Raw genomic sequence first — 23,192 nt, forward strand, 5'->3', positions numbered from 1 at the left:
CATGACGCTGACGCCTTTGCCGCGCGTGATGGTCGAGCCGCTCGTGCGCACTGCCCTGATCGAGGATCTGGGCCGCGCTGGCGATCTCACCACCGACGCGATCGTTCCAGCGGAAGCGACCGCAATGATGGTGCTCGGAGCAAGGCAGCCGGGCGTGATCGCCGGCCTCGGTGCAGCCGCCCTCGCCTTCAAACTGATCGATCCCAGGACCGACGTCACCGTGATCCATCCGGACGGCGCGGCCATCTCGGCTGGCAATGTCCTGGCGACCGTGCGCGGACCTGCGCGCGCCCTGCTCACGGCCGAGCGGACGGCGCTCAACTTCCTCTGCCATCTGAGCGGCATTGCCACGCAGACCGCGGCTGTCGTCGAAGCAGTTCGCGGCCACAAGGCAAAAGTCGTGTGCACGCGAAAGACGACGCCCGGCCTGCGTGCCCTGGAAAAATACGCTGTGCGCGCCGGCGGCGGCGGCAATCACCGCTTCGGGCTCGACGACGCCGTGCTCATCAAGGACAATCACATCGCGATTGCCGGCGATATCGGCACGGCCATCGAGCGGGCGCGTGCCGGCGTCGGCCACATGGTGCGGATCGAGGTGGAAGTCGATACGCTTGAGCAACTCGACATAGCGCTCGCGGCCGGCGTCGATGCGGTGCTGCTGGACAACATGTCCGTCGAGGAGCTGACCCAGGCGGTAGCAATGGTCGGGGGCCGCGCCATCACAGAGGCGTCCGGCCGTATCACTGGGCAGACGGCACCTGCGATTGCAGCGACCGGGGTCGACCTGATTTCGGTCGGCTGGATCACGCACAGCGCGCCGATCCTCGATATCGGCCTGGACATTGCGGTCGATACGAACATGAACAGGCTTTTTGAACTGAGACAAAGCTGAAAGCCGAGCCTAAAGCCGGCAGAGCGCCGCTCCCAACAAGATATGCGGCCCGGGCACAATTTGAACGATCTGGAGGAATGAGGATGCGCAAAATCGCTGCCGGCAAGCTGCACGGCATCCACGTCTCCGAGGCCAATCTCAACTACCATGGCTCGGTCACGCTCGACCCCGACCATTGCGAGGAAGCGGGCATCGTGCATTCAATGCTGTCGGCCAGTCGCTCGGCATTGAGCATGCGCGCATCGTCAAGACCATCGCCGACTATGGCAACTCGTCGGCCGCAACGATCCCGCTGTCGCTGTCGGTTGCCCACGGTGCCAATCGCCTTCGACCGGGCGAGAGATTGCTGCTTGCAGCGGCCGGGGCCGGCTTGACCGGCGGCGCACTGTTGGTTGGTTTCTGACCAACAGGTCCCCATCAGCCCGATACGAAGCGGCGCCGAGCTGGGCTTAATGTCACCCTTGAGGACGGACTTGCGCCACAAGAGTTGACAGGGCGACGTCGCATCGTCCAACCTAAGGCCCTCACCAGGGGAGTCCCGGCAAGGGGCTGAGATACTGCTATCGCGCGCAGTGACCCGTTGAACCTGATCCAGTTCATACTGGCGTAGGGACGGTGCGAAGTTTCGCGGGTCGGCAATTCGACTTCGGTATTCGGGGCAACGCCCGCATCCTGCGCGAAGCATCACTTCCTCCTCATCGCTTGGACTGGGTCTCCGTTGCACTCGAGCAAGGAGGCTCACTCATGAATGCCCACACCCCGACCGTCACCGTCGGCGAATTGCCAGCTTCCAAGAAGGTCTACAAGCCCGGCCAGATTCACCCGGACCTGCGGGTGCCGATGCGCGAGATCTCGGTCCACCCGAGCGCCGGCGAGCCGCCGGTCACGGTTTACGATTCGTCCGGTCCCTACACGGACACGGCTACAAAAACCGAGATCGATCGTGGCTTGCCGCGCTTACGCGAAGGATGGATCGAGGTACGCGGCGATGTCGAACGCTATGAGGGCCGCACGGTCAAGCCCGAGGACAACGGGTTCGTCTCCGCCGATCGCCTGACTCCGGAATTTCCGATGCGCAACAAACCCTTGCGCGCCGCCGCCGGCCGCGCCGTAACCCAACTCGCCTATGCGCGCGCCGGCATCATCACGCCGGAGATGGAGTTCGTCGCCATCCGCGAAAACCTTGGTCGTAAGCAGTTGCGCTCGAAACTTCAACGCGATGGCGAGAGCTTCGGCGCCGCGATCCCGGACTTCGTCACGCCGGAATTCGTGCGCGACGAGGTGGCGCGCGGCCGCGCCATCATCCCGTCCAACATCAACCACCCCGAGAGCGAGCCGATGATCATCGGCCGCAATTTCCTGGTGAAGATTAACGCCAATATCGGCAATTCCGCCGTCACCTCGTCGATGGCCGAGGAGGTCGAGAAGATGGTGTGGGCGATCCGCTGGGGCGCCGACACGGTGATGGACCTCTCGACCGGGCGCAACATCCACAACATCCGCGAATGGATCGTGCGCAATTCGCCGGTGCCGATCGGCACGGTGCCGATCTATCAGGCGCTGGAGAAGGTCGGTGGGGTTGCCGAGGCGCTGACCTGGGAGGTGTTCCGTGACACCCTCATCGAGCAGGCCGAACAGGGTGTGGACTATTTCACGATCCATGCCGGCGTGCGCCTGCCCTATATCCCGCTGACCGTCGACCGCGTCACCGGCATCGTGTCACGCGGCGGCTCGATCATGGCCAAGTGGTGCCTGCATCACCACAAGGAGAGCTTCCTCTACGAGCATTTCGAGGAGATCTGCGACATCGCCAAAGCCTATGACGTGGCGTTCTCGCTAGGCGACGGTCTCCGCCCCGGCTCGATCGCCGACGCCAACGACAAGGCGCAATTCGCCGAACTGGAAACGCTCGGAGAGCTCACGAAGATTGCCTGGGCCAAGGACTGCCAAGTGATGATCGAGGGTCCCGGCCACGTGCCGATGCACAAGATCAAGCAAAACATGGACAAGCAGCTTGCGGTCTGTGGCGAAGCGCCGTTCTACACGCTGGGGCCGCTCACTACGGACATCGCGCCAGGCTACGACCACATTACGTCGGGGATCGGCGCGGCGATGATTGGCTGGTTTGGAACGGCGATGCTTTGCTACGTCACGCCGAAGGAGCATCTCGGCCTTCCCGACCGCGACGACGTCAAGACCGGCGTCATCACCTACAAGATCGCCGCTCACGCCGCAGACCTCGCCAAGGGCCATCCGGCCGCCAAGCTCAGGGACGACGCGCTGTCTCGCGCCCGGTTCGAGTTCAGGTGGGAGGACCAGTTCAACCTGTCGCTCGATCCCGAGACGGCACGCGCCTTCCACGACGAAACCCTGCCGAAGGAGGCGCATAAGGTGGCGCATTTCTGCTCCATGTGCGGCCCCAAATTCTGCTCGATGCGGATCTCGCACGACATCCGCGATGCCGCCAGGGAAGAGGGAGCGCAAAAGGAGGGGCTCGCAGCCATGGCGGCGAAATACCGCGACGGCGGCGACCTCTACATGCCCGTCGACAGCACCTCGGAGCGCACGGACACGCCATGAAGGTGCTCATTCGCGGCGCGGGCGTCGCCGGGCTGACGCTCGCGCATGAACTGGCAACACGCGGCGCCGATGCAACCGTCGTCGAGAAGCGGGAGGAGATCGCCGGCAATGCCTCCTGGCAAGCCGGCGGCATGCTCGCTCCCTGGTGCGAACGTGAGAGCGCCGAAGAGGCGGTGCTGACACTCGGACGGGATGCGGCCGACTGGTGGGACGCAGCCGTGCCCGGCCATGTCTGTCGCCGTGGCACACTCGTGCTGGCGCCGGCCCGCGACGCCGGCGAGCTCGACCGGTTCGGCCGCCGCACGTCCGGTTTCAGGCAACTCGACGCCAGCGAGATCGGGGCGCTCGAGCCAGACCTTGCTGGCCGGTTCGGGCGTGGGCTGTTCTTCGCTGGGGAAGCGCATCTTGACCCGCGCAAGGCGTTGCTTGCCCTTCGAGACAAGCTGCTCGGCATTGACGTGCGCATCGAGTTCGGCCGCTGCGCAGCGTCGGGATACGCGGATGTCGAGGTGGACTGCACCGGCATCGCCGACAGACGCTCGGAGCTGCGCGGCGTGCGCGGCGAGATGCTCATGGTGCAAACAGGCGAGTTCTCGCTGGCGCGGCCGGTGCGACTGCTTCATCCCCGCATCCCGGTCTACGTCGTGCCGCGCTCGGAAAACCTGTTCATGGTCGGCGCGACGATGATCGAGTGCGATGCCGAGGGCCCGATCACCGCGCGATCGACAATGGAGCTGCTCGGCGCCGCCTATGCGCTGCATCCGGCCTTCGGCGAAGCGGAGCTGGTCGAGACCGGCGTGGGCGTGCGTGCCGCATTCGCCGACAACCTGCCGCGCGTCGAGCGCGACGGAAAGAACCTTCGCATCAACGGCCTCTATCGCCACGGCTTTCTGCTCGCGCCGGCCATGGCGCGGCGGGCAGCCAACATGATCCTGGGAAACCCCGCCGCAAAGGAGTTTGCTCTTGAAGCTCACCGTTAATGGCCAGAGCCATGAAGTCGCGGCTGGGACGCTCGCCGCGTTGCTTGTCGAACTCGATTTCCAGGGCGGTTGGCTCGCCACCGCGCTGAACGGCGACGTCGTGCCGGCCGGGGAGCGGGATCGCTGCCCCCTCGCCGAAGGCGACCGCATCGAAATCCTCTCGCCGATGAAGGGAGGCTGATACCATGCTCGAACTCTACGGACAGAAACTGTCGTCCCGGCTTCTGCTGGGCACCGCGCTTTATCCTTCGCCTGCCATCATGGCCGAGGCCATCAAGGCGTCCGGCACCGAGATCGTCACCGTCTCACTCCGCCGTGAAACCTCCGGCGGCAAGGCCGGAGGCCAGTTCTGGTCGCTGGTCCAATCTCTGGGCGTTCGCGTCCTGCCCAACACCGCCGGCTGCCATTCGGTGAGCGAAGCGGTAACGACGGCGCAGATGGCGCGTGAGGTGTTCGGCACGGACTGGATCAAGCTCGAGGTGATCGGCAACCACGATACGCTGCAGCCCGACGTCTTCGGGCTGGTCGAGGCGGCAAGGATCCTTGCCTCGGAAGGTTTCGAGGTCTTCCCCTACACGACCGACGACCTTGTGGTCGCCGAGCGCCTGCTGGATGCCGGCTGCAGGGTGTTGATGCCCTGGTGCGCGCCGATCGGCTCCGCGCGCGGGCCGCAGAACCTCGATGCGCTGCGAAGCCTGCGTGGCCATTTCCCTGGCATTCCGCTGATCGTCGATGCCGGCATTGGCCGTCCGTCGCATGCCGCAGCCGTGATGGAGCTCGGTTACGACGCGGTACTGCTCAACACGGCCGTTGCTAAGGCAGGTGACCCCGTCACCATGGCTGCGGCTTTCGGCAATGCGGTCGAGGCGGGTCGCGAGGCCTATTGCGCCGGCCTGATCGAGCCGCGCGACATGGCCGTCCCCTCTACCCCAATCATCGGCATGGCAGCGTTCTCATGAAGCTCGATCCGTTCTACCTGATCGTCGATTCCGCCGCCTGGATCGAACGTCTTGTGCCGCTTGGCGTGAAGCTGGTGCAACTGCGCATCAAGGACCAGGACGAAGCCTCGCTGCGCAGAGAGATCCGCGCTTCGAAGGCGGTATGCGGACGCCATGGCTGCCAGCTTATTGTCAACGATTACTGGCGCCTCGCGATCGAGGAGGATTGCGATTTCGTCCATCTCGGCCAGGAAGACTTGGCCGAGGCGGATGTGAAGGCGATACGCAGGGCGGGCCTTAGGCTGGGCCTCAGCACCCATGACGACGCCGAACTGGAGACCGCGCTCGCGGCCGAGCCAGACTACGTCGCGCTCGGCCCGATCTACCCGACCGTCCTCAAGGCGATGAAATGGAGCCCGCAGGGGCTTGACCGCATCGCCGCCTGGAAGCGGCGCGTCGGCAAGCTTCCGCTGGTGGCCATCGGCGGACTAACCGTCGCGCGGCTTGCTGGTGTCTTCGGGCAGGGCGCCGAGAGCGCAGCAGTCGTGACCGACATCACCCGCAATGCGCATCCCGAGGCTCGTACGCTGGAATGGCTGGCGGCGACGGCGCAATGGCGATGACACCGCATGTGCTGATTGTCGCCGGTTCGGATTCCAGCGGCGGTGCCGGAATCGCGCGCGACATCGAGACCGTTTCGGCGTTTGGGCTGCGCAGTTGCCTCGCCGTTACGGCCGTCACCGTGCAGACGCATGCGGCCGTCGAGCGGATCAACCAGATGCCGCCGGAGCTTATCGCCGCCCAGATGCGCGCTGCCTTCGCCGCCAACCCTGTCGCTACGGTCAAGATTGGCATGCTAGGGACGGCGGCAGCGATCGAAGCGGTCAGCTCCGTCCTGGCGGCCAACCGCTATGTGCCTGTCGTGCTCGACCCGGTGCTGGCTGCCAGTTCTGGACGAGTGCTTTTGGAGGACGATGCTTTGGATGCGCTCCGCCGCGATCTCATGCCTGTCTGCCGGCTCGTGACGCCCAATTTACTCGAATTGGCGATGCTGACCGGATCGGATTCGGCGTCTGACGAAGAAAGCGCCTGCCTTCAAGGCGAGGAATTGTCGCGCACCGCAGCTACCGGTGTGCTCGTCAAGGGCGGGCACGCACAAGGAGCCTATGCCGTCGATATGCTGCTGCAGCCAAACCGCCCTGCCATTCGGTTCGAGGCACCTCGCCTGGATCGTGGGATGCGCGGAACAGGTTGCATGCTGTCCAGCGCCATCGCCGCCCTTCTTGCTCTCGGCGCATCGCCGGAAGACAGCGTCCGGAGTGCCAAGCAGTATGTTTTCGATATCATTGCTAGGCTGAAGTGAGCTTCCTGAATCAACTTTGGCGAACTGCTTCGTAAGCGATTGGCGAATAACTATCTTGCTGAGGCGTTGGCCGCAGCACGACACAGAATGTATAGGATTGCAAAATAGGTTGGTTGCGGGGACTGGATTCAACCCCGCCAGCGTTCCTTAAGGAAGACCCTTTCAACAAACGAATTCCATGACAGCACTGTATGGCAACCTGACCAGAGCGCGTCCGCGATAGTTGGTTCGCGATGTAGCGGTCCTTCTGCTACCACAAGTATCGGTCCCGGCGCATCTGCCGGTCACCGTTGTCCCGCGACTTCCATCAACTCAATCCGATTATCAAACGGATCGGACACATACGTCCGGTAAAAGCCATCAATCGGCTCATCGTCTTTGCATGCAAATCCCGCCGGGTTCAGACGCGCGCGAATGCTTTCGAGCTCGTAAATCACAAACGCCGGATGCGCCTTCTTGGTAGGGCGAAAGTCGGCCCCCCACACCCAGATGCACACGGACGCGGCCAGCCTCGAACCAGCAGCCGCCCCGCTTGGCCAAATTCAGAGGCTTCCTCACCTCGGTCATGCCCAGTGCGCCGGCGTAAGAATGGCGTGCGGGATCCTCGGCGGCAGTTCGGCGGGGGGCGTTTGCCAGTCCCCGATTTTTGGCCGAGCAGACGAGGGTAGCCGCTCCGGATCCGTTCCCCCAGGCGTCTACCGCCAAGCCGATTTTGGCTGATCAGCATGATGCGGCAGCGCCGCTCAACGAGGACAGGCAAGAATTCCTACCCGTGCCACTTCGCCGCTCCCTTTCACCGTCAGTCTTCAAATCGAGTGTCCCCACGAATTCGACCCATTCCAAGTTTGATCCACGTCAATGACTTCAAGAACTCCTTGCAGTCTGATGTATTAGGCAAAACTAAACAGGGAAGGGAAGGAGACGACCGATGGAAATCACTACCCGCGACCTAATGACGGTGCTGCATGGAATGGGTTTTGGCGCCCTTTTCATGCTCGCGTTTTCCGGCGCCATCGCCGGCCTCTATCGGATGTCGGCCCCGGGGGCGCCGCCAATGAGCACAAGAGAACAGTCGCTGCTCAACTTCTGGCTTGTTGCGATGGTGGTTCTCTCTTGGCTTACGGTGTTCTCTGGCGCCTACGGCGTCTATCCATGGTACCGCGCCGTTCCGCCGGCCGGGGTGACCGACCTTGCGAACTATCCGCGTAGTCTTCTCCTGTCGAGCCCAAGAACATCCGAGTGGCATTCTCTCGGCATGGAATGGAAAGAACACGTCGCCTGGCTGGCGCCGATCGCAATGACCATGGTGGCCTACGTCACCATGAAATACGGGCGGACGATCATTCAGCACAAGAACATGCGCATCTCAGTCCTGGCTTTTGCGGTGGCGGCCTTCTTCGCGACTGGCGCAGCAGGAGCACTGGGCGCCTTCCTGAACAAATATGCCCCGGTCCGCGGCGGCCAGTCGATCGTCTTGATCCAGGGTGAGCAGCCGGAGGGCGCCCAAACACCGGGAGTTCAGCCACAGTCCGCACAGCCGAAGGGAGAACAACCATGACCATCTTGCAGAAACCGTTCGTCGGCCAGAGTCTGCCCGTTGAAACGATGCCGGAGACCATCCCCAATGGTCCCGGCGCGGCAGCCATTCTGGCCGCGGGCATCGGTTGTGCTACAATTGGCATCCTAGCGCTCGCCGGCGACGCATCGAAGGCCATCAACAGTTTACTGAACTTCTACAATCCGTCAGGAGCTCTCTCCGGCGTGACGACCGTGGCCATCATTGTGTGGCTGGTGGCGTGGTTCATCCTCGCTCGTCGTTGGGAGAAGAAGACGGTGGCTATGAGCAGGGTCAATATCGCCGCCTTTGCGCTGCTGCTGGTCGGCGTGCTACTCACGTTCCCCCCGTTCATGGATTTCCTGCAAGGAAGGTAGACGGCAAAGGCGCCTCTGGCGCAAAGCACCACTGAGAAGTCAGGACAAGGGCTGCGCGCTAGTGCCGACGTTACCCCTAAGAAAAAGCAAAGTGGCGGACGCTTACGATAGCGGTCGCCACTTTGTGCCATGGTGCCACAGGCTAGCGAGTTCCCTGCGGAGCCGGCTCGAAAACAGGGTTGCCGCTTGGATCCTCCACGAGAATCTGTCTGCCACCATGCCTGCAATGACGTCGCTTCGAAAAACGCAACCCATATCTACAGGCTCCTGCGCATGGACTGTGGAGGAAGGGTGGCGAGGCAAACGCCGACAAGATCGTGATCTTTGAAGTCATGACCGATGAGATCGACCTACCCGAGTGGCGTGATCGCCGCACCGCACTCGAGCGACAATTCCGGCAGGAGAAGGTGATCATCCGCCATTTGCCGATCACGTTGATCTAGGCACCAAATGATCGCGCCCACAGTGCCGGAGGGGCCCTGCTGCGTTCAATCAGATGGGCTGTCGCCCGACGGCGGCTGGCCAGGAAGGCGATCCGATTCAACTCATTGACCTGCACACCTAGCCGAAAGGCCTAGCCGTCAGCATACGACTGCGTCAATTCCTCGGCTTCAAAGGAAAAGCGAGGGTCTTTCCATAGGAGGTCACGCGTACTGCCCGGAGGCAATGCATGGGCCAGGCGAGCCAGAAAAAGCAGGCCGGAATTGCATGCAGGCATCTCCTCACGTCTCGATGGAGCGAATTGTCAAATAGGGAGTTAGGCTGCCGAGACGGAGACACAGAATGAATCCCAAACCCGCCCCCGTAGGCTACGCCACGCCAACCACCCCGGCGGCGGAAGGGCTGGCCCCTGCCCTGGCCCGGAACATAGAGGCACTGGTCGAGAGGCGGAAACGGGACGCCAAGACAGCATCCTTGGAGGAACGCACAGCTGAGGCCATCAGCAAATTCGCCGGCAGCATGGCATTCGTCTACATCCACCTTGCCTTCTTTGGGGCGTGGATTGCGATCAATCTCGGGGTCGTAACCTTTATCAAGCCGTTCGATCCATCCCTGGTCGTTCTGGCCATGTTGGCTTCGGTCGAGGCGATTTTTCTGTCGACCTTCGTGCTGATCAACCAGAACCGGATGGCGGCGGAGGACGATGCCAGGGCGGACCTCGATCTGCAGGTCAGCCTTCTGAACGAACACGAGACGACTAAGCTCATCAAGCTGGTGGAAGAGATTGCTAAGCGCCTGGACCTCAACACCGAAGCAGACGACGAACTGAAGGAGCTCAAGCGTGACGTGGCACCCGAAGCTGTTCTGGACAAGATCGAAGAGGTCGGCGAGCGCAAGACGCCGAGTTGACTCGGCGCAAAGCTACTTCGGCTCACCAATCGGGTGGCTCTAACTCCTATTTGCCCGTGAGCGGCTGATCAACATCACCGAGGATCCCGGCGTCAAGGATGCGCTAGGGTTCCTCATGACTCGTGAAATCGCGCATCAAAAAATCGTTCGAGAAAGCGCTGTACGTGATTGAGAACAACTTCCCCACCGGCAAGCTCCCCGGCATCGAGAGATTTGCCAGCATGTACGTCAACACGTCGCAGGGCGAAGGGGACGTGAACGGGCCATGGAACTCGGGCAGCGAATGGGACCGCGTGGACGACTTTGAGGAAGTCATTCCGGCGGACGACGGCGATGGCAGGCAACAGTCAAGCTGACGGCCAAGGACATGAAGATCGTAGCCAAGATTGGCGAGCGCACGCTCTCTGACCCCTCCTCCGCTCCGACCACGGGCGCGGATCTAGGTGCCGGGCCGGGGGCGGACGAGCCAAGAATGGCGACATGGGCGGCGCGGCGAGCATCAAAGAGGCGCCTGCGCGGGCAGAAGACCACCGCTCGCAAGAAAAAAGGTTGGGGTTGATTGGGCCCTGGTGCGTCCTTACGGGGTAGACGAGCTGCCAAGGCGGAGAGACAGCCAGCACTGGCCTCAAGGCACTGTCGTTGCGTGTAACTACCGCGCAGAGTTCGGGAGCTCGTCAGAACAGCTCGATTGCGGGCCGTGTGATCATGAGCCAATAGATCGCGGCCACGCAGGCGAATGCTGGAAACCCGAAAGCGAACCAAAGCCGAAAGAGCTGTTTGTAGCGCTCGGGCGGCGGGATGCCAGCGGATGCGGCTTGCGCAGCGAGATCCCGCATGCGCATCTGCATCCACACCACCGGTAACCAGAACAGCCCGGTGACGACGTAGAGCAGGATCGACAGCACGATCCAACCCTCGCGGAGCGAGTAGCCAGACTGCCAGGCCAATGCGGCCCCGGTTATCGGTTGGGCGATGACCGCTGTGGCGGTGAATAGGAAATCGGCAATGACGACGATCCGGGCCACGGCGGCGATCGTGGCGGCGCTGCCGGTCCGGTGGGCGAGGAGCATGAAGAACGCAATGCCGGCCCCCGTGCCGAGCAGCACGGCAGCGCCGATGAGGTGCAAATATTTCAGCGCAAAGTAGAGCATCAGCGTTCCTCCAGGATCGCCAGCGCGCAGAAGTGCAAGACGAGTATCGGCAGGATTTTCATCAGGGGGCCGAGGGGCTCGTTCCACAGCTCCGGGCGTAGAATTGTTCCAGCAATCGCATAGAAGGACGATATCGCGATCGCCCCCCAGAGCCCTACCCGGCTGGCCGGACGCCATGCGATCATCGCGCCGACGACCATATCGGCCAAAGCGCCTGCGACAACAGCAGGGCTGGCCGAGGGCTCGAAGGCAGTGTTGAGCAGAAGCTCCACTCCGCTGCGCCAACCGGTGGTGAGGGAGATGATACCGGTCGCGATCCAGAAGAACGGCAAAACCACGAAGATTGCCGGCTTCACGAAGTAGAGCCTGGCAAACCAGCGCTCTTGCACGGTGGGAGGGCTGGCGGCCAAGGCGGACGCGAGACTGGACGGCTGGAGCCCGGTTGCAAGCTTCCACGGTTCCAAAGCACCGGTCGCACCGCGCGCGATTTCCCTGGCGGCGTTGGTGCGCATTGGAGGGCGCCAGCCGAGGAGGCCCGCCACGTCCCCAAGCCGGTAAAGGGTTGCCGCGATCCATCCGGGCAAGACAAACTCCTTTGCCCTCCCCCAGCCGAACCATTCACGATATCGGGCGACAAGCTCGCTAATCGTCAACGCCTCTGGCCCTGCGAGTTCGAGCGTCAGACGGGAGGGGGTATCGCTGCCAAGCAGGATCAAAACACTGGAGACCACATCGTCGAGTTGGACAACCTGCAGATGGCCCGTGCCGGGCATTGCCGGAACCAGCGGCAGGGATGCGAGGCCACGAAACAGGGCGCTGGCACCGAAAGCTGACCGGCCGAGCACCACCGAGGGCCGCAGGATCACCCAGTTGAGATCACGTTCCATCAACGCATGGTCCCCAGCCAGCTTGCTGGCCGAGAAAGCTGATGGCTGTTCCCGGTCGACACCGATTGCGGAGAAATGGATAACCCTTCGCACGCCTGCGCGTTCGCAGGCCGTAAAGAGAGCCAAGGCGCTGGTAGCATGAACGTTGCCCGTATTCTCCCGAGCACTGTCCTGAAGCACGCCCGCACAGTTCACGACAGCGTCGACCCCACGAAGGTGGGGGAGCCAGTCTTCCGCCTCTAACGCCTTCGCCATATCGATGACGACGGTTCGCCCCTGAAAAAGGCCATTCAGTGTGCGGCAACGGACGACCCGAACGACTTCGTGGCCCTCCGCCGAAAGGCGCGCGCACAATGTCGCGCCGATCAGACCCGAAGCGCCAGTGACCAGAACGATCATGTCTTTGACTGGTCCATCGCGTTCTGTCCCGTCTCGATCACGTCACGTTTCTCCCGGATCGAACCGCAGCTTTTCAACACTTCAATCTTTCGAACCCAGCGCCCGTCCGAGTGTTCCAGGCTTCGGAATGCAATGGTGCCGGCAGCACTGTTCTTTTCAGCCCTGGTTGCTGCAAGACACAAGCGCGATGAGGTGTATCCGACCCGACGTGATAGTCGCAGGTGAAACCAGCAGAACAAGCCGTCCTCGGGCCAAGTTAGGATAGTGACCCCGGAGCGACGCACACAATGAAGACCTACAGCGTTGAACAAATAGCTGGCCAAGTTGTTGTGTCGCGCCAAGTCGCTGAGGCGGAGACCCGTGGGAGGCCGCGACGAAAGTCACGGGCAAGGCTGCGGCGTGATGAGCGGTTCTGGGTACGAGTCACGGATCAGGCGACGCTTACGACGTTCAAGTACGCGTATAATTAAGAGTGGTCCTCCTATGGGCTCCGAGGCACGCCAAGTCTGCGCGGAGGCTGGAGTGAAACCGGGCCGACGCTATTCCGTTCCTCGACGCGCTCCGATTGCCTCGTGATCCTCGCGATCGTTCTGAGCCCTCCTGCCCCTTGTGGACATATTGCAGGCACACAAGCCACCCTTGAGTGGTCGCAACGCGCCCCAACGATAAAAAGCCGTCGGTCAACAAGGCCACATAGAGAAGATTTTCGCAAATGCATCAAATCTTATTCCAACATTGCCGACCGCGGGCGTAACGATGTTGGATGAAGAAGTACGTAGTCGAAATCGTGTCAGGGGAGATGGTCACCTCCAGGCAGTTGGTCGAAGCGCACACCGCCGCCGCGGCGGCATCTCGTGCAACCGGGCGAGCAGTGCGCATCCGAGCAAATGAAGAACTTTGGGTCAGAGTGACGGACGAGCAGAATCGGGCCGTCTACAAATACGCCTTTCAGTGAACTGATGGGCCGGCATTCCATCGACCCTGGCTATCTTTTCGAAAGGAGGAGCCCGCCCATCGGCCTGGGCGCCGTCAGATCTGAGCAGCTGTATCTAGCCGAGGCCTCGCCTAACGGGTGACGATCCCAATTGGAGGCTTCTGGCGTCTCTCAGCCGTCGAACTGCGTCCGACACGGCCATTGCGCTTGCGAAGCGCTATCTCGCGGTGAACATCGTCGAGCTTTGCTTTTATCGAAAGAAATCGCCGCCTCATGAAGAGAAACAAACTTACCATCACAAACAACGAGACTATTTTCATCACGCCTAATTGCTTCGGGTCATGCGGGCTCCGCCGATAGGCGTACGCAAAAGAAGAAATCAGAGTGTAGGTACTTACGCTGACCAGCGTACCTGAACTGGCGAACTCACCGCCTGTTCCACTCAGGCCGGAAGGCAGCTGTCAATCGGCAAGGGTAGATTCCCTCCCTGACAGCAGCCTCAGCCGGCCCGCTCCGTTCGCCTCGACCAGGGCAGCAAGGCGAGAGAGGAAACCCAGTAGCCCTTTTTCAGGATCATCGTCGTCCCCCGTCACCACTGTGATGCCCCAACGCGCCAGCACCGCTTCCTCGACCGGATCACGGTGCGCCATGAAGATGAAAGAGGGAGGCCGATCCGCCTCGTAACCCGATCGGCTCCAAGTTTGCCAGAGCCGGTGCAGGAGCAACCGGATGTTCAGGTCGGAAAGGCTGTAGCCAATGAACAAAACCGTGCTGCCCAAGGCGTCCGAACGGAACCTCACGTCGAGCGGCGAGTCGAATGACAGCCGGTCAAGATAGTCGGTCTCTGTGAGAACCAGGGAGGAATCGTCATCGAAGTCACCGTGGAATTTCACGATGCAGGGGACATCCCTGCGCGCCTTCGACACATCCCGCGCATTGGCCACTTTAACGTATTCGACGCCGTGTATCTCAAAGGCAACTTCGAGGTTCCGATCGTAGTTCGTGGTATAGATCACCGGGAAGTTCAGCGCGACGATGAGACGGTGCAATTCGGATTTTTCGATCTTGTCGCGACTAACGGTCCAGTGCCGGTCCATCCAACTGCGAAGCGGTCCAATGCTGCCATGCTTGATGCGGTAATACTCGGCCAGGGTCTGAAAACGACCGCGCTGCCCGGCAAGGTCCACCTCTAGGCCGAGTTCATCCGCCATTCGCTTGATCAGTTTCTCCCAGGAAGGCAGGCCGACACTCATGGAGACGCCAGCCCCCACGAACAATACGGCGTCTCGTTCTCGAACGGATTTTGCGAGAGAAACAAGAGGATCGCTGGTCATTGCAGACCGAGGAGACGATGACTGCCCGTCACTGGACCGGTTGCCGTCGCACCAGCGGGGTCGACACCCTGCGCGCTCTCCGTAATCTGGCCCATCATCACTCTTCCCTGTCCACACAAATTAGCTGCCAGGCGGCCCTACGCGAGAGCGTTCCCAACTCTGCCCCTCGCTTGTACCGGTGCTGTAATTGGCGATCAGTGGTGATGCGCTGTGTCATCCTAGCTCTCGGAGCTTCCGAGCTTCCTTGATGAGCACGGCAAGATTGTCTCCATGCTTTTGGATCAGGCCGTGCCTGTTGCTCCGTGATGCCGTTCACCGCGGCGAAATAAGCGAGTTGGTCTATATCGCTTGTCGAAATGCGATTTGCATTGGGGACATCGCTTTCAGCGCTGTCACTTCCGAAATTGAAAATGTTCATACCGGGGCGCATGATGTCCTCGCATCAGCTTGCAGTCCTGGCCTGCCAGACGATGGGGCTGCATAAACAACGACCATGAGCCCGGTTCGCCCTCTGGACTTGGGCCGCGAATTTCTGGTTGTTTGCCGCAAGCACATAGCTGGCAGCTCTCCACTAGAACGCGACCCAACAATGGCCGAGAGACATTGTTCCCGCCGGCAATCTTGTTCGACGGACCAGCTATGCCGAAATAGGCCGGCGAGCTTGCTAAGAGTCGGTCAGGCCACTTTAGAAAGCAGGGACACGTCGAAGCTTGCCAAGCCGTAGCGCCAGCGATGCTTCGTCGACGCAACACGACTTTGGTAGAACAGGGTCAGCCGCTCGCCATCGATCATCACCGTCGAGTGACCATTTTCTCCAGGGCCGTCCGGATCGAGCACCGGCCCGATCGAGACGTAAGGTCCGGTAACGGCGCTCGCAACGGCGAAGAACACCCGCTGCCGACTACCGCGCGGTCCGTGCGGAAGGAAGCAGGTGGCGTTGAGGAGCACGCGGCCGTCCGGAAGCTCCACCAACTGGGCACCTTCAATGCCCCATTCGTAGTCGGGGTCGTCCCGCGTGTTGTGGTGGGGAATGTCATCGTGGTCCAGGATTTTGCCCAAGCGCTTCCAAGGCCCGAACCATGAATCAGACTGGCTCCGGGCCAGATAGATGTCCGGCTGCGGCACGCGGGTGAATTTCGGCATGCCGGAATAAACGAGGTAGCGCTTCCCGCCGATGAGAGCGGGGTGCGGGTCGTAGATGCCGTCTTCATCCGTGTCCGGCACAGACAGGATTGCCGGATTGAGCACAACCCAGTTGAACCCGTCATTTGACACCGCGTGTTCACAGCGGCCGCCGGATTTCATGAACTCGGTTTGGATGAACATGTGAAAGACGCCGTCTTCGTGCACGACGCCAGGCGCCGCGACGCCCGACCCCGCGACCGGAAGCTCAATCGGCGCGTGCTCCGTCCATGGTCCGTGCAACTCCGGCGCCGTGGCGTGAAGAATTTTCCAAGTCTCGCTGGTCACCGTGCCGCTCGATCCGAACACATGCCAAAGCCGGCCGTCATAAACCGGGCACGGGTCCTTGAGATCGTCCACCGCTTGCGGGTGAAACAACGGGAACACATTCGTCTCGAAATCGATCTTCATCTATCTGCCCCAGCGATTGTCGGCCGCTAAACGCCCTTGGCGTCGGTCCGACGAATCAATCTAAGCCATCGAATATTTTAGCTGCTCATTCAACGAAAATGCGGCACCCGAGCGGCCGTCCCCAGAAAGCTGCAGCCAGAGATGCCACACGCGCTGGCCGGCACTCCGCCTGCATATCGCTCGCTGGCTGGAACAAGTTAATCGGCGGACAGTTAGACATGCGGCAGGAATAGCTTCCTGCATCTCGCGATTAACAAATGTTATTCGCAGTATAAACGGTAATGATACCGGGGAAATGCTTATATGGACGCGGCGACAAGAATACCAGTCACCATCAAAGCCAGAAAAGAGCAAGATTTATTCATATGCTTTTCCCATTTGCGATGGAATTTCGTCTATCAACGTCCGCAGCACATTCTCACGCATGCCTCAAGAGAGCACCAGATCGTCTACTTCGAGGAGCCCGTCTTTGAAGAATGCTCCCACTCGTCCATTCGGTTTTGCGACGTTGCGCCGGGCATTCGGGTAGCGACCCCTCTGCTCCCGATCGGCACCAGCCTCGCCAGAGCCGATGCGATCCAGCGCAGATCTCTGGACCGGATCATCGCGTCGACACCGCACGCCCAATTGATTGCCTGGTATTATACCCCGATGGCGCTGCGCTTCAGCGCGCATGTCAACTTCGACGTGTGCGTCTATGACTGCATGGACGAGCTTGCGGCGTTCAAGAATGCGCCGGCCCAGCTTGCGGTGCTGGAACGGGCGCTCTTCGAACGCGCCGATGTGGTCTTCACGGGTGGCTTGAGCCTATTCGAAGCGAAGCGTTGCCAACATCGGGCGATCTATCCCTTCCCCAGCAGCATCGACGTCAACCACTTTCACAAGGCGAGGGCGCCCGGCGAGGAACCGGCGGATCAGCTCGCCATCCCGCATCCGCGGGTTGGCTTCTTCGGTGTTGTCGACGAGCGCCTCGATATCGATCTCGTGGCGCAGGCTTCCAGCACGATGCCAGACGTGCACTTCGTGATGCTTGGTCCGGTGGTGAAGATTGATCCGGACATTCTGCCGAAGGCAAACAACCTGCACTGGCTCGGCAGCAAAGCCTACAAGGAACTGCCCGCCTACCTTCGGCATTGGGATGTCGGGTGGATGCCGTTCGCGCTCAACGAAGCGACACGCTTCATCAGCCCGACGAAAACTCCCGAATTCCTTGCCGCAGGCCTGCCCGTGGTGTCGACTGCGATTGTCGATGTGGTGCGAAGCTACGCTGCCGCCGGACTCGTCGATATCGCGGACGCCGAAGACATCGAGGCCAAACTGCGCTCCGCGCTCGCGCAACCGCGCGAAATGCGCCTGCCAGCGGTTGATGCCTATCTGGCCAACATGTCCTGGCAGCGAACATGGGATGCCATGGCCGCTCACATCAAGAAAGCCAATTCAAGCAAGAAGGTCGTGCCCTTCCGCAGGAGCGCATGACATGTTTGACTGGCTGATCGTCGGAGCCGGCTTTGCCGGCAGTGTTCTCGCCGAACGGATCGCCTCGCAAAGGGGCGAAGGCGTTCTACTCATCGACCGTCGCAGCCACATCGGCGGTAACGCGTATGACTGCTACAACGAAGCCGGAATTCTCATCCATCGTTACGGACCGCATATATTCCACACGAACGCCCAGTCGATCGTCGACTATCTGTCGCAGTTCACAACCTGGCGCCCTTACGAGCACCGCGTGCTCGCTTTTGTGGACGGCAAGCTTCTGCCGATTCCAATAAATCTCGACACGATCAACCGTCTTTATGGTCTCGAGCTAAGCCCGGCAGAGCTGGAGGACTTCTTCGCGTCGCGCCGTGAAACCGTTGGCGAAGTCCGCACCGCCGAGGATGTGGTTGTAAGCACCGTGGGCAGAGAGCTCTATGAGAAATTCTTCCGCGGCTACACCAGAAAGCAGTGGGGAGTCGATCCTAGCCAGTTGAGCAAATCCGTGACTGCCCGCGTTCCGACGAGAACGAACCGCGACGATCGCTATTTCGGCGACAGCTTCCAGCAGATGCCGGCCGGCGGCTACACGCGCATGTTCGAACGTATGTTGAATCATCCCAACATCAAGATCATGCTGCAGACCGATTATCGCGAGGTCCGAGAGCGAATTCCCTTCCGGCGGCTGATCTACACCGGGCCGATCGATGAATTCTTTGACTGGAAGCTGGGCCGCCTGCCCTACCGCTCACTGCGTTTCGAGCATGTCACCCTCAACTGCGAGCAATTTCAGCCGGTAGCCGTGGTGAACTATCCGCAGACGGAAGCCTATACCCGCATCACCGAGTACAAGCATTTGACTAGCCAGAGAAATGTCCGGACCAGCCTCACCTACGAATACCCGACAGATATCGGCGATCCTTATTACCCTGTGCCGCGGCCGGAAAACGAGGCGCTCTACAAACGATATGAAGCTCTCTCTGCAAGTTGTCCCAACGTGTGGTTCGTTGGCCGCCTGGCGACGTATCGCTACTACAACATGGATCAGGTCGTGGGGCAGGCCTTAGCCACCTTCGCGCGTATTCAGAAGGAGCTTCCGGCTACGCCTGACTTGCAGACGGCTATCGCGGCGCCCGCCTAACCGCCGATCCGCTTGTCCGGCGCAGCAAGGTGGCGCGCGTCAACAAAGTCACTGAATAGCCTCTGCTGTCGCGCGAGTTCATCGGCTACGGGCTGGCGTATGCTGCGTGAGCCATCCGCATGGATAACGGAAAACAGGCCAACTTCGGCATGGCGGGAATTGTCCCATCCAGGATAAGCCGTGATCGGATACACGCAGATACCTTCGATCGGGGCTCCTTTGCTGATAGCACCACGCACTTCGTCACACACGTAATGAAGCCATGCCGGGCCCGCCGATCCCTCTGCTCCGGTCTCTGCAACATAGAGGGGCTTGCGGTAGCGTCGGGCGACCTCAACGAGCATATCCGACAGAGGCCGGTATTCGTGATGACCCATGGGGATTGTCGGTCCCTGCAGGTACCATTGGTTGTGTGGATAGAAGTTGAGCCCAACCACGTCGATCAGATCCTCGGCTCCCCCCAACTCCGGCTCGACGTGCCCCATCAACATATCATAGGCTTCAAACTGTCCTTGGCGGGACTTCTCCGCACGCCGCAGCTCCGGACCGCTGCGGTCCCGCGGCGCGATGTGAATAAGCGGCTCCGCCCAAATGAAGCGGCATTCGGGATCAGCTTCACGCATTGCCTCGATACCCTTGACGGCCATCTTCACTAGGTGGCGCTTGAACCAACCCTTTCTTTTAGGTCCGGCAGGCGGGAAGTAGCCAACTTCGACGGCCCACGCGAAGAACGAAATTTCGTTGATCGGGCAGACCATCGCGGCTTTGCCCGTCACTGCTCGATGCAATCTGACGGCTTCACCCGCAAAAGAGGCATAGCTATCGATCATTCGTTCGCTGCCCTGGTCGAGATAATCGGGGGATCCGTAGTGAAAGACATCCCAGATCACTTGAACGCCGGCAGCAATGGCGGCATCAAGCATCGACATCCAATTCGACCACTCATAGGCGCCCGGTGCGCTTTCGATCAGATGCCACCGCAGCCCGTCACGGATGGTCCTCAGCCCCAAGTTCGCGCAACGACGGTAGTCGTCCGCCGCGTGAATGTCATGGCTTGTGGCCCGCACGAGATCCAGACGGAGGCCATCTTTCCGACGGTGCGAGGAACACTCGAACCCAGCCATGAAATAGCTTTCGAAAACGAAAGGAGGAATTTGGTCCGGCATTAGACCTGTCTCACCTCAACGCTGCTCGATTGGCATGTTCGTGATGCTGGCGATCCCCTTGGCTCACTGAACGAAGATCGGAGCCTATCTGTCGACGTCTCCCAGATGATATCGATAGATCCCAGCACGGCTGTGACGTCAGCAAGCAGGTGACCGCGGCAGAGCAGATCCGTCGCTTGGAGGTGCGCAAAGCTCGGCGCCCGCAGCTTGCAGCGGCAAGGCTTATTGGTGCCGTCCGCCACCAGATAGACGCCGAATTCCCCTTTGGGCGCTTCGACCGCTGCATAAACCTTTCCCGCAGGCACGCGGAAGCCTTCCGTATAGAGTTTGAAATGATGGATCAGCGCTTCCGTCGACCGGTTCATCGAAGCACGCTTGGGCGGCACAATCTTTCCGTCTGGATTGGCGATGGCGACGGGGCCTTCCTTCACCAGCAGCTCGACACACTGGGGCATGATTCTGGCCGACTGACGCATCTCTTCCATGCGTACGAGATAGCGGTCGTAGCAGTCGCCGTTGTTGCCCACCGGAATGTCGAAGTCCATTTCGGAGTAGCATTCATAGGGCTGCGCTTTCCGCAAATCCCACGCTGCGCCCGAGCCGCGCATCATCACGCCTGAGAAGCCCATCCCCAGGCATCCCTTTCAGAGATCTGGCCTATATTGACGTTTCGAAGCTTGAAGATCCGGTTCTCCGTCAGCAGCCGATCCAGGTCATCTACGGATTTCAGAAAGGGATCGATCCGCTTGCCGATGTCTTCGACAAGATCCGGTGGCAAATCCTGGTGGACCCCGCCGGGTGGAAAATAGGCGGCTTGCCTGCGAGAGCCAGAGGCCCGCTCGTAGAAAACCATCAGCTTCTCTCGCTCGATGAAACCCCAGAGCGGTAGAGTCAGCGCGCCGATATCCAGCGCCTGCGTGGTGACATTGAGCAGGTGAGATAAGATGCGCGATATCTCGCTGTAGAGAACACGTATCAATCGCCCTCGACTGGGCACGGAGAGACCCGCAAGCTTCTCGATTGCCAGACACCAGGGATGCTCCTGGCACATCGGGGCCACATAATCGAGGTGGTCGAAGTAAGGCTGGGCTTGGAGACAGATCTTGTATTCAACGAGTTTCTCAGTGCCGCGGTGGAGCAGGCCTGTGTGAGGGTCGACGCGCTCGACCATTTCGCCGTCAAGCTCGAGCACAGGGCGAAGCACATCGTGCGCCGCCGGGTGCTGCGGACCGAAATTGATGTTGAAATTCCTTACGGCGGACTCGGCCAAGACACTTTTACTCCAAATGGCGGGCGCCGAACCCGGAAATGACGCGGATGTTCCAGGCAGGGCCGCGCCGTCGTCGCATGCGCCGCGGCCGTTCTGTCGTCACCAGGAACATCATCCGCCGATCCAAGTTGGGGACCATCACTTCGCAGATACAGCCCGGTAGAAAATGACTGTCCAGATTCCCCTCTCCGAGATCGATCGCGCCAGGCATGAAGACCTAGGGGACGGGGCTGGACCATCGCACCCGACCTCGCTTATCTCCGCCTCTCCCTCGTAAAACGTCGTGTTCTTCGGAATGCCTCGCCACAACGGGGATTGGTTCCTGATCGATACGGGATTCCAAGTCGCGGGGCAGCATTGTCGGCGTTGCGCAGTCACGTTTCGGCCCAGACGCCCGGCCGTCTGCAATCATTCTGACGCATGGCCATTTCGATCATGTCGGCACCGTGCTGGAACTGCAAGATCTGGACGTGCCGGTCTATGCCCATCCCCTCGAGCATCCATACCTGGACGGGACCGCGTCTTATCCTCCCCCGATCCTTGGTCGGCGGCGGCCTTTGGCATTGCTTTGGCCACTTTTCCGTGTGGTCCCATCGATCTCGATACCAGGCTTAAAAGCCGCTGCCTGACGACAGGTCGGTCCCATGCATGCCGGGTTGGCGATGGCTGCACACTCCCGGGCAGGCCCCAGGCCATATCTCGCTGTGGCGCGAAGCCGACCATACATTGGTCGCCGGCGATGCCTTCATAACAACAGGTCAGGAATCGGCCTATGAAGTCGCCGTGCAACAGCTCGAAATGCTGGCCCGCCGCGTTATTTCACGCCCGACTGGGAAGCCGCCTAGCGCTCGGTCCGCGACTTGGCCGCTCTGAACCTGGAACTGGAGATCAGTGCCATGGAGCCGCGGCGGCTGGCACAGCAGTGCGCCAAGGTCTCGATCGCTATCCACCTTACCGCACAACTCGCCTGCATTTATCTCGGCTGCTGCGCAAGGCTGTGGATAATAACCCCTCGTTCACGTGCCCCCCGCCCAATACTGGCGGCCGACGCTTTCATGCACTGGACCCAAATCCTCTATGCGTCGGTCGCCAGATTCAGGCGGGCAGATCGCGGGGGCGAAATCATGCAGTGGCTCGAGCGCATGACGGCGAGCATCTCCGCCAGAGGATCTCTGGTAGTGCCGCACAGGGAAGCCCGCTACGAAAGCGCTGGCTATCGGGCGCAGATGGAGGCCCGCCCCTGTCGGCTGATGCCGGACTATACGTTTAACGTGACGCTTGAGCATCCCCAGAGGCAGGACGAGCAGGATATCTTTGTCGAGCCGAATGGCGTCGTGCTCGATCCGGCACCGTTTCTACATCGCGTTGCCGAGGCATTGGCGCCGTTCATTGCTGACAAGGCGCCAGGCTGAACTAGCCCAGACACACGATGCCGGCCTGCGGGGAGTCGGGGGGACTTCGGCGGGGCCGGGCCCTTACCCCGGTTGGGGTGCGGGGCAGAACGGCATTGTACGCCAGTTGTGACAAGCCCACATTAACAATTTTGGTATCGCTAATGAAAAGCCCGTCGCAGCTAATAAGCGTAAGCGACGGGCTTCCTACGACTTTTTCCAGTCCGGCGGCTAACACCCGAAGGGCCGACCGCTGCACAGATAACTCGTCGGGGTGCAAAGTGTTCCATTTGCTACGCCAATCTGCCTTCCCGACGCTTAATCGCTTCGAAAATCAACTCCTGCCTTGAAAGCCAGGATCAAGGAGATCACGGCGACGCGGGTGCGTTACGGCTACCGGCGCGTCCATGTATTGCTG

Annotated in this window: 24 protein-coding genes, 3 pseudogenes and 1 riboswitch; of the genes and pseudogenes, 21 read left to right on the forward strand and 6 right to left on the reverse strand. The window is 60.9% G+C overall.

The window, feature by feature from the left end:
* Position 1 precedes the first annotated feature (1 nt).
* From nadC to P9272_RS36110, 15 genes and pseudogenes are all read left to right on the forward strand, one after another.
* Positions 2-892: a carboxylating nicotinate-nucleotide diphosphorylase gene (gene nadC / locus P9272_RS29480; RefSeq protein ID WP_278163259.1), complete on the forward strand. Its 891-nt coding sequence runs from the start codon at positions 2-4 to the stop codon at positions 890-892.
* Positions 893-975: 83 nt separating this feature from the next.
* Positions 976-1,086: pseudogene (locus tag P9272_RS29485) on the forward strand (aspartate 1-decarboxylase); the annotation flags it as partial.
* A pseudogene (locus tag P9272_RS29490) lies at positions 1,086-1,295 on the forward strand (3-oxoacyl-[acyl-carrier-protein] synthase III C-terminal domain-containing protein); the annotation flags it as partial. The pseudogenes P9272_RS29485 and P9272_RS29490, both read left to right, overlap by 1 nt.
* Before the next feature lie 116 nt (positions 1,296-1,411).
* A riboswitch (TPP riboswitch) is annotated at positions 1,412-1,523 on the forward strand.
* A gap of 113 nt (positions 1,524-1,636) precedes the next feature.
* Positions 1,637-3,472, forward strand: a complete 1,836-nt coding sequence (gene thiC / locus P9272_RS29495) for a phosphomethylpyrimidine synthase ThiC (protein WP_278163260.1) — start codon at positions 1,637-1,639, stop codon at positions 3,470-3,472.
* A complete protein-coding gene (locus P9272_RS29500) occupies positions 3,469-4,452 on the forward strand; it encodes an FAD-dependent oxidoreductase (RefSeq protein WP_278163261.1) in 984 nt (327 codons plus the stop codon). The genes thiC and P9272_RS29500 overlap by 4 nt, the downstream gene beginning before the upstream one ends.
* The gene (thiS, locus tag P9272_RS29505) at positions 4,436-4,633 is read left to right on the forward strand and encodes a sulfur carrier protein ThiS (protein ID WP_278163262.1); all 198 of its coding nucleotides are present in this window, start codon (positions 4,436-4,438) and stop codon (positions 4,631-4,633) included. Before P9272_RS29500 ends, thiS begins: the two co-directional genes overlap by 17 nt.
* 4 nt (positions 4,634-4,637) lie before the next feature.
* Positions 4,638-5,411, forward strand: coding sequence for a thiazole synthase (locus P9272_RS29510; protein WP_278163263.1), 774 nt, complete (start codon positions 4,638-4,640; stop codon positions 5,409-5,411).
* A complete protein-coding gene (locus tag P9272_RS29515; RefSeq protein WP_278163264.1) occupies positions 5,408-6,013 on the forward strand; it encodes a thiamine phosphate synthase in 606 nt (201 codons plus the stop codon). The genes P9272_RS29510 and P9272_RS29515 overlap by 4 nt, the downstream gene beginning before the upstream one ends.
* The gene (locus P9272_RS29520; protein WP_278163265.1) at positions 6,004-6,753 is read left to right on the forward strand and encodes a hydroxymethylpyrimidine/phosphomethylpyrimidine kinase; all 750 of its coding nucleotides are present in this window, start codon (positions 6,004-6,006) and stop codon (positions 6,751-6,753) included. The genes P9272_RS29515 and P9272_RS29520 overlap by 10 nt, the downstream gene beginning before the upstream one ends.
* Before the next feature lie 928 nt (positions 6,754-7,681).
* Positions 7,682-8,311, forward strand: coding sequence for a hypothetical protein (locus tag P9272_RS29525; protein ID WP_278163266.1), 630 nt, complete (start codon positions 7,682-7,684; stop codon positions 8,309-8,311).
* Positions 8,308-8,685: a hypothetical protein gene (locus P9272_RS29530; RefSeq protein WP_278163267.1), complete on the forward strand. Its 378-nt coding sequence runs from the start codon at positions 8,308-8,310 to the stop codon at positions 8,683-8,685. The genes P9272_RS29525 and P9272_RS29530 overlap by 4 nt, the downstream gene beginning before the upstream one ends.
* A gap of 317 nt (positions 8,686-9,002) precedes the next feature.
* Positions 9,003-9,128: a hypothetical protein gene (locus tag P9272_RS29535; protein ID WP_278163268.1), complete on the forward strand. Its 126-nt coding sequence runs from the start codon at positions 9,003-9,005 to the stop codon at positions 9,126-9,128.
* A gap of 340 nt (positions 9,129-9,468) precedes the next feature.
* Entirely contained in the window at positions 9,469-10,035 is a 567-nt protein-coding gene (locus tag P9272_RS29540) for a DUF1003 domain-containing protein (protein WP_278163269.1), read from the forward strand.
* 67 nt (positions 10,036-10,102) lie between these two features.
* Positions 10,103-10,207, forward strand: coding sequence for a manganese catalase family protein (locus P9272_RS36105; protein WP_347404077.1), 105 nt, complete (start codon positions 10,103-10,105; stop codon positions 10,205-10,207).
* Positions 10,158-10,391: a hypothetical protein gene (locus P9272_RS36110; RefSeq protein ID WP_347404074.1), complete on the forward strand. Its 234-nt coding sequence runs from the start codon at positions 10,158-10,160 to the stop codon at positions 10,389-10,391. Before P9272_RS36105 ends, P9272_RS36110 begins: the two co-directional genes overlap by 50 nt.
* A gap of 318 nt (positions 10,392-10,709) precedes the next feature.
* On the opposite strand, the gene P9272_RS29550 is transcribed toward P9272_RS36110, so the two are convergent.
* Positions 10,710-11,186, reverse strand: coding sequence for a DUF2269 family protein (locus P9272_RS29550; protein WP_126079513.1), 477 nt, complete (start codon positions 11,184-11,186; stop codon positions 10,710-10,712).
* Entirely contained in the window at positions 11,186-12,472 is a 1,287-nt protein-coding gene (locus P9272_RS29555; protein WP_278163274.1) for an SDR family oxidoreductase, read from the reverse strand. Before P9272_RS29555 ends, P9272_RS29550 begins: the two co-directional genes overlap by 1 nt.
* Before the next feature lie 763 nt (positions 12,473-13,235).
* Between P9272_RS29555 and P9272_RS29560 the strand changes: the two genes are divergently transcribed.
* Entirely contained in the window at positions 13,236-13,427 is a 192-nt protein-coding gene (locus P9272_RS29560; RefSeq protein WP_278163276.1) for a hypothetical protein, read from the forward strand.
* A 440-nt stretch (positions 13,428-13,867) separates the two neighbouring features.
* Here the strand turns inward: P9272_RS29560 and P9272_RS29565 are convergent, their stop codons facing one another.
* Together P9272_RS29565 and P9272_RS29570 are read right to left on the reverse strand one after the other, a co-directional pair.
* Positions 13,868-14,740 carry an SIR2 family protein gene (locus P9272_RS29565; RefSeq protein WP_278163278.1) on the reverse strand — a complete coding sequence of 291 codons (873 nt, stop codon included), beginning with the start codon at positions 14,738-14,740 and terminating at the stop codon, positions 13,868-13,870.
* A 675-nt stretch (positions 14,741-15,415) separates the two neighbouring features.
* A complete protein-coding gene (locus P9272_RS29570; RefSeq protein ID WP_278163280.1) occupies positions 15,416-16,333 on the reverse strand; it encodes a hypothetical protein in 918 nt (305 codons plus the stop codon).
* Positions 16,334-16,636: 303 nt separating this feature from the next.
* Between P9272_RS29570 and P9272_RS29575 the strand changes: the two genes are divergently transcribed.
* Both P9272_RS29575 and glf read left to right on the forward strand, forming a co-directional pair.
* Positions 16,637-17,809 (forward strand): glycosyltransferase, encoded by a 1,173-nt coding sequence (locus P9272_RS29575; protein WP_278163282.1) that lies wholly within the window; start codon positions 16,637-16,639, stop codon positions 17,807-17,809.
* 1 nt (position 17,810) lies between these two features.
* A complete protein-coding gene (glf, locus tag P9272_RS29580; RefSeq protein WP_278163283.1) occupies positions 17,811-18,947 on the forward strand; it encodes a UDP-galactopyranose mutase in 1,137 nt (378 codons plus the stop codon).
* Here the strand turns inward: glf and P9272_RS29585 are convergent.
* Together P9272_RS29585 and P9272_RS29590 are read right to left on the reverse strand one after the other, a co-directional pair.
* Positions 18,944-20,113, reverse strand: a complete 1,170-nt coding sequence (locus tag P9272_RS29585) for a beta-glucosidase (protein WP_278163285.1) — start codon at positions 20,111-20,113, stop codon at positions 18,944-18,946. The two genes, glf and P9272_RS29585, sit on opposite strands and share 4 nt — an antisense overlap.
* Before the next feature lie 101 nt (positions 20,114-20,214).
* Positions 20,215-21,383, reverse strand: a pseudogene (locus tag P9272_RS29590) (NADH-quinone oxidoreductase subunit D); the annotation flags it as partial.
* Between the two features lie 446 nt (positions 21,384-21,829).
* Here P9272_RS29590 and P9272_RS29595 point away from each other — a divergent pair.
* From P9272_RS29595 to P9272_RS29600, 3 genes are read left to right on the forward strand one after another with little or no spacing between them, the layout of a single operon-like run.
* Positions 21,830-22,012 (forward strand): hypothetical protein, encoded by a 183-nt coding sequence (locus tag P9272_RS29595; RefSeq protein WP_347404075.1) that lies wholly within the window; start codon positions 21,830-21,832, stop codon positions 22,010-22,012.
* Between the two features lie 19 nt (positions 22,013-22,031).
* A complete protein-coding gene (locus tag P9272_RS36115) occupies positions 22,032-22,256 on the forward strand; it encodes an MBL fold metallo-hydrolase (RefSeq protein WP_347404076.1) in 225 nt (74 codons plus the stop codon).
* Entirely contained in the window at positions 22,244-22,795 is a 552-nt protein-coding gene (locus P9272_RS29600) for a hypothetical protein (RefSeq protein ID WP_278163287.1), read from the forward strand. The genes P9272_RS36115 and P9272_RS29600 overlap by 13 nt, the downstream gene beginning before the upstream one ends.
* Positions 22,796-23,192: the final 397 nt, after the last annotated feature.

Source organism: Mesorhizobium sp. WSM4976 (assembly GCF_029625685.1).
Classification (GTDB): Bacteria; Pseudomonadota; Alphaproteobacteria; order Rhizobiales; family Rhizobiaceae; genus Mesorhizobium.

What these genes read in the sequence shown, in the direction of transcription:
- nadC (WP_278163259.1), top strand. Translation starts at nt 2, where the DNA reads ATGACGCTGACGCCTTTGCCGCGCGTGATGGTCGAGCCGCTCGTGCGC.
- thiC (WP_278163260.1), top strand. Translation starts at nt 1,637, where the DNA reads ATGAATGCCCACACCCCGACCGTCACCGTCGGCGAATTGCCAGCTTCC.
- P9272_RS29500 (WP_278163261.1), top strand. Translation starts at nt 3,469, where the DNA reads ATGAAGGTGCTCATTCGCGGCGCGGGCGTCGCCGGGCTGACGCTCGCG.
- P9272_RS29510 (WP_278163263.1), top strand. Translation starts at nt 4,638, where the DNA reads ATGCTCGAACTCTACGGACAGAAACTGTCGTCCCGGCTTCTGCTGGGC.
- P9272_RS29515 (WP_278163264.1), top strand. Translation starts at nt 5,408, where the DNA reads ATGAAGCTCGATCCGTTCTACCTGATCGTCGATTCCGCCGCCTGGATC.
- P9272_RS29520 (WP_278163265.1), top strand. Translation starts at nt 6,004, where the DNA reads ATGGCGATGACACCGCATGTGCTGATTGTCGCCGGTTCGGATTCCAGC.
- P9272_RS29525 (WP_278163266.1), top strand. Translation starts at nt 7,682, where the DNA reads ATGGAAATCACTACCCGCGACCTAATGACGGTGCTGCATGGAATGGGT.
- P9272_RS29530 (WP_278163267.1), top strand. Translation starts at nt 8,308, where the DNA reads ATGACCATCTTGCAGAAACCGTTCGTCGGCCAGAGTCTGCCCGTTGAA.
- P9272_RS29540 (WP_278163269.1), top strand. Translation starts at nt 9,469, where the DNA reads ATGAATCCCAAACCCGCCCCCGTAGGCTACGCCACGCCAACCACCCCG.
- P9272_RS29550 (WP_126079513.1), bottom strand. Translation starts at nt 11,186, where the DNA reads ATGCTCTACTTTGCGCTGAAATATTTGCACCTCATCGGCGCTGCCGTG.
- P9272_RS29555 (WP_278163274.1), bottom strand. Translation starts at nt 12,472, where the DNA reads ATGATCGTTCTGGTCACTGGCGCTTCGGGTCTGATCGGCGCGACATTG.
- P9272_RS29560 (WP_278163276.1), top strand. Translation starts at nt 13,236, where the DNA reads ATGAAGAAGTACGTAGTCGAAATCGTGTCAGGGGAGATGGTCACCTCC.
- P9272_RS29565 (WP_278163278.1), bottom strand. Translation starts at nt 14,740, where the DNA reads ATGACCAGCGATCCTCTTGTTTCTCTCGCAAAATCCGTTCGAGAACGA.
- P9272_RS29570 (WP_278163280.1), bottom strand. Translation starts at nt 16,333, where the DNA reads ATGAAGATCGATTTCGAGACGAATGTGTTCCCGTTGTTTCACCCGCAA.
- P9272_RS29575 (WP_278163282.1), top strand. Translation starts at nt 16,637, where the DNA reads ATGGACGCGGCGACAAGAATACCAGTCACCATCAAAGCCAGAAAAGAG.
- glf (WP_278163283.1), top strand. Translation starts at nt 17,811, where the DNA reads ATGTTTGACTGGCTGATCGTCGGAGCCGGCTTTGCCGGCAGTGTTCTC.
- P9272_RS29585 (WP_278163285.1), bottom strand. Translation starts at nt 20,113, where the DNA reads ATGCCGGACCAAATTCCTCCTTTCGTTTTCGAAAGCTATTTCATGGCT.
- P9272_RS36115 (WP_347404076.1), top strand. Translation starts at nt 22,032, where the DNA reads ATGCCGGGTTGGCGATGGCTGCACACTCCCGGGCAGGCCCCAGGCCAT.